2 rRNA genes are annotated in these 3336 nt (G+C 50.7%); both read right to left on the bottom strand.

The features are described from left to right. Nucleotides 1-9: 9 nt before the first annotated feature. Nucleotides 10-125: ribosomal RNA gene (gene rrf / locus WH299_RS29555) — 5S ribosomal RNA — on the bottom strand. A 156-nt stretch (nt 126-281) separates the two neighbouring features. Then, nucleotides 282-3173 (bottom strand): 23S ribosomal RNA (locus WH299_RS29550). Nucleotides 3174-3336 lie beyond the last annotated feature (163 nt).

Below are 3336 nucleotides of genomic sequence, written 5' to 3'. Positions count from 1 at the left end.
GGAATTTAATCTTGACGATGACCTACTCTCACATGGGGAAACCCCACACTACCATCGGCGATGCATCGTTTCACTACTGAGTTCGGGATGGGATCAGGTGGTTCCAATGCTCTATGGTCGTCAAGAAATTCGGGTACTGAGTCGCGGCTTATGCCTCGCTTCAGCAAATTGGGTATGTGACAGCTTTCGGTGTTTTGTGAGCGTCGAACTTTCGGTTCATTTTCGTCTTCACACACCGCAATCTGATGCTCGTTAGAGTAGTCAAATTGCTTGGGTGTTATATGGTCAAGCCTCACGGGCAATTAGTATTGGTTAGCTCAACGCCTCACAGCGCTTACACACCCAACCTATCAACGTCGTAGTCTTCGACGGCCCTTCAGGGAACTCAAGGTTCCAGTGAGATCTCATCTTGAGGCTAGTTTCCCGCTTAGATGCTTTCAGCGGTTATCTATTCCGAACATAGCTACCCGGCAATGCCACTGGCGTGACAACCGGAACACCAGAGGTTCGTCCACTCCGGTCCTCTCGTACTAGGAGCAGCCCCTCTCAAATCTCAAACGTCCACGGCAGATAGGGACCGAACTGTCTCACGACGTTCTAAACCCAGCTCGCGTACCACTTTAAATGGCGAACAGCCATACCCTTGGGACCGGCTTCAGCCCCAGGATGTGATGAGCCGACATCGAGGTGCCAAACACCGCCGTCGATATGAACTCTTGGGCGGTATCAGCCTGTTATCCCCGGAGTACCTTTTATCCGTTGAGCGATGGCCCTTCCATACAGAACCACCGGATCACTAAGACCTACTTTCGTACCTGCTCGACGTGTCTGTCTCGCAGTCAAGCGCGCTTTTGCCTTTATACTCTACGACCGATTTCCGACCGGTCTGAGCGCACCTTCGTACTCCTCCGTTACTCTTTAGGAGGAGACCGCCCCAGTCAAACTACCCACCATACACTGTCCTCGATCCGGATAACGGACCTGAGTTAGAACCTCAAAGTTGCCAGGGTGGTATTTCAAGGTTGGCTCCACGCAGACTGGCGTCCACGCTTCAAAGCCTCCCACCTATCCTACACAAGCAAATTCAAAGTCCAGTGCAAAGCTATAGTAAAGGTTCACGGGGTCTTTCCGTCTAGCCGCGGATACACTGCATCTTCACAGCGATTTCAATTTCACTGAGTCTCGGGTGGAGACAGCGCCGCCATCGTTACGCCATTCGTGCAGGTCGGAACTTACCCGACAAGGAATTTCGCTACCTTAGGACCGTTATAGTTACGGCCGCCGTTTACCGGGGCTTCGATCAAGAGCTTCGCGTTAGCTAACCCCATCAATTAACCTTCCGGCACCGGGCAGGCGTCACACCCTATACGTCCACTTTCGTGTTTGCAGAGTGCTGTGTTTTTAATAAACAGTCGCAGCGGCCTGGTATCTTCGACCGGCATGAGCTTACGGAGCAAGTCCTTCACCCTCACCGGCGCACCTTCTCCCGAAGTTACGGTGCCATTTTGCCTAGTTCCTTCACCCGAGTTCTCTCAAGCGCCTTGGTATTCTCTACCCAACCACCTGTGTCGGTTTGGGGTACGGTTCCTGGTTACCTGAAGCTTAGAAGCTTTTCTTGGAAGCATGGCATCAACCACTTCGTTAACTAAAAGTTAACTCGTCATCAGCTCTCGGCCTTAGAATCCCGGATTTACCTAAGATTCCAGCCTACCACCTTAAACTTGGACAACCAACGCCAAGCTGGCCTAGCCTTCTCCGTCCCTCCATCGCAATAACCAGAAGTACAGGAATATTAACCTGTTTTCCATCGACTACGCTTTTCAGCCTCGCCTTAGGGACCGACTAACCCTGCGTCGATTAACGTTGCGCAGGAAACCTTGGTCTTTCGGCGTGGGTGTTTTTCACACCCATTGTCGTTACTCATGTCAGCATTCGCACTTCTGATACCTCCAGCAAGCTTCTCAACTCACCTTCACAGGCTTACAGAACGCTCCTCTACCGCATCACTTACGTGATACCCGTAGCTTCGGTGTATGGTTTGAGCCCCGTTACATCTTCCGCGCAGGCCGACTCGACTAGTGAGCTATTACGCTTTCTTTAAAGGGTGGCTGCTTCTAAGCCAACCTCCTAGCTGTCTAAGCCTTCCCACATCGTTTCCCACTTAACCATAACTTTGGGACCTTAGCTGACGGTCTGGGTTGTTTCCCTTTTCACGACGGACGTTAGCACCCGCCGTGTGTCTCCCATGCTCGGCACTTGTAGGTATTCGGAGTTTGCATCGGTTTGGTAAGTCGGGATGACCCCCTAGCCGAAACAGTGCTCTACCCCCTACAGTGATACATGAGGCGCTACCTAAATAGCTTTCGAGGAGAACCAGCTATCTCCGAGCTTGATTAGCCTTTCACTCCGATCCACAGGTCATCCGCTAACTTTTCAACGGTAGTCGGTTCGGTCCTCCAGTTAGTGTTACCCAACCTTCAACCTGCCCATGGATAGATCGCCCGGTTTCGGGTCTATTCCCAGCGACTAGACGCCCTATTAAGACTCGCTTTCGCTACGCCTCCCCTATTCGGTTAAGCTCGCCACTGAAAATAAGTCGCTGACCCATTATACAAAAGGTACGCAGTCACCTAACAAAGTAGGCTCCCACTGCTTGTACGCATACGGTTTCAGGATCTATTTCACTCCCCTCTCCGGGGTTCTTTTCGCCTTTCCCTCACGGTACTAGTTCACTATCGGTCAGTCAGTAGTATTTAGCCTTGGAGGATGGTCCCCCCATATTCAGACAAAGTTTCTCGTGCTCCGTCCTACTCGATTTCATGACTAAGAGATTTTCGCGTACAGGGCTATCACCCACTATGGCCGCACTTTCCAGAGCGTTCCGCTAATCTCAAAGCCACTTAAGGGCTAGTCCCCGTTCGCTCGCCACTACTAAGGGAATCTCGGTTGATTTCTTTTCCTCAGGGTACTTAGATGTTTCAGTTCCCCTGGTTCGCCTCTTGCACCTATGTATTCAGTACAAGATAACCATCTTATGATGGCTGGGTTCCCCCATTCAGACATCTCCGGATCAAAGTCTGTTTGCCGACTCCCCGAAGCTTTTCGCAGGCTACCACGTCTTTCATCGCCTCTGACTGCCAAGGCATCCACCGTATGCGCTTCTTCACTTGACCATATAACCCCAAGCAATCTGGTTATACTGTGAAGACGACATTCGCCGAAAATTCGAATTTCTCAATTAAGAGAACTCACAAATTTTACCTTAGCCTGATCCGTTACCAGTGAAAGTAACGTTCAGTCTATCTTTCTATCACATACCCAAATTTTTAAAGAACG

Source organism: Pseudomonas sp. MYb541 (genome assembly GCF_037479595.1).
GTDB lineage: Bacteria > Pseudomonadota > Gammaproteobacteria > Pseudomonadales > Pseudomonadaceae > Aquipseudomonas > Aquipseudomonas canadensis.
Note: the sequence above shows the minus strand (reverse complement) of the source record. Positions and strands in the feature narration are given on the sequence as shown.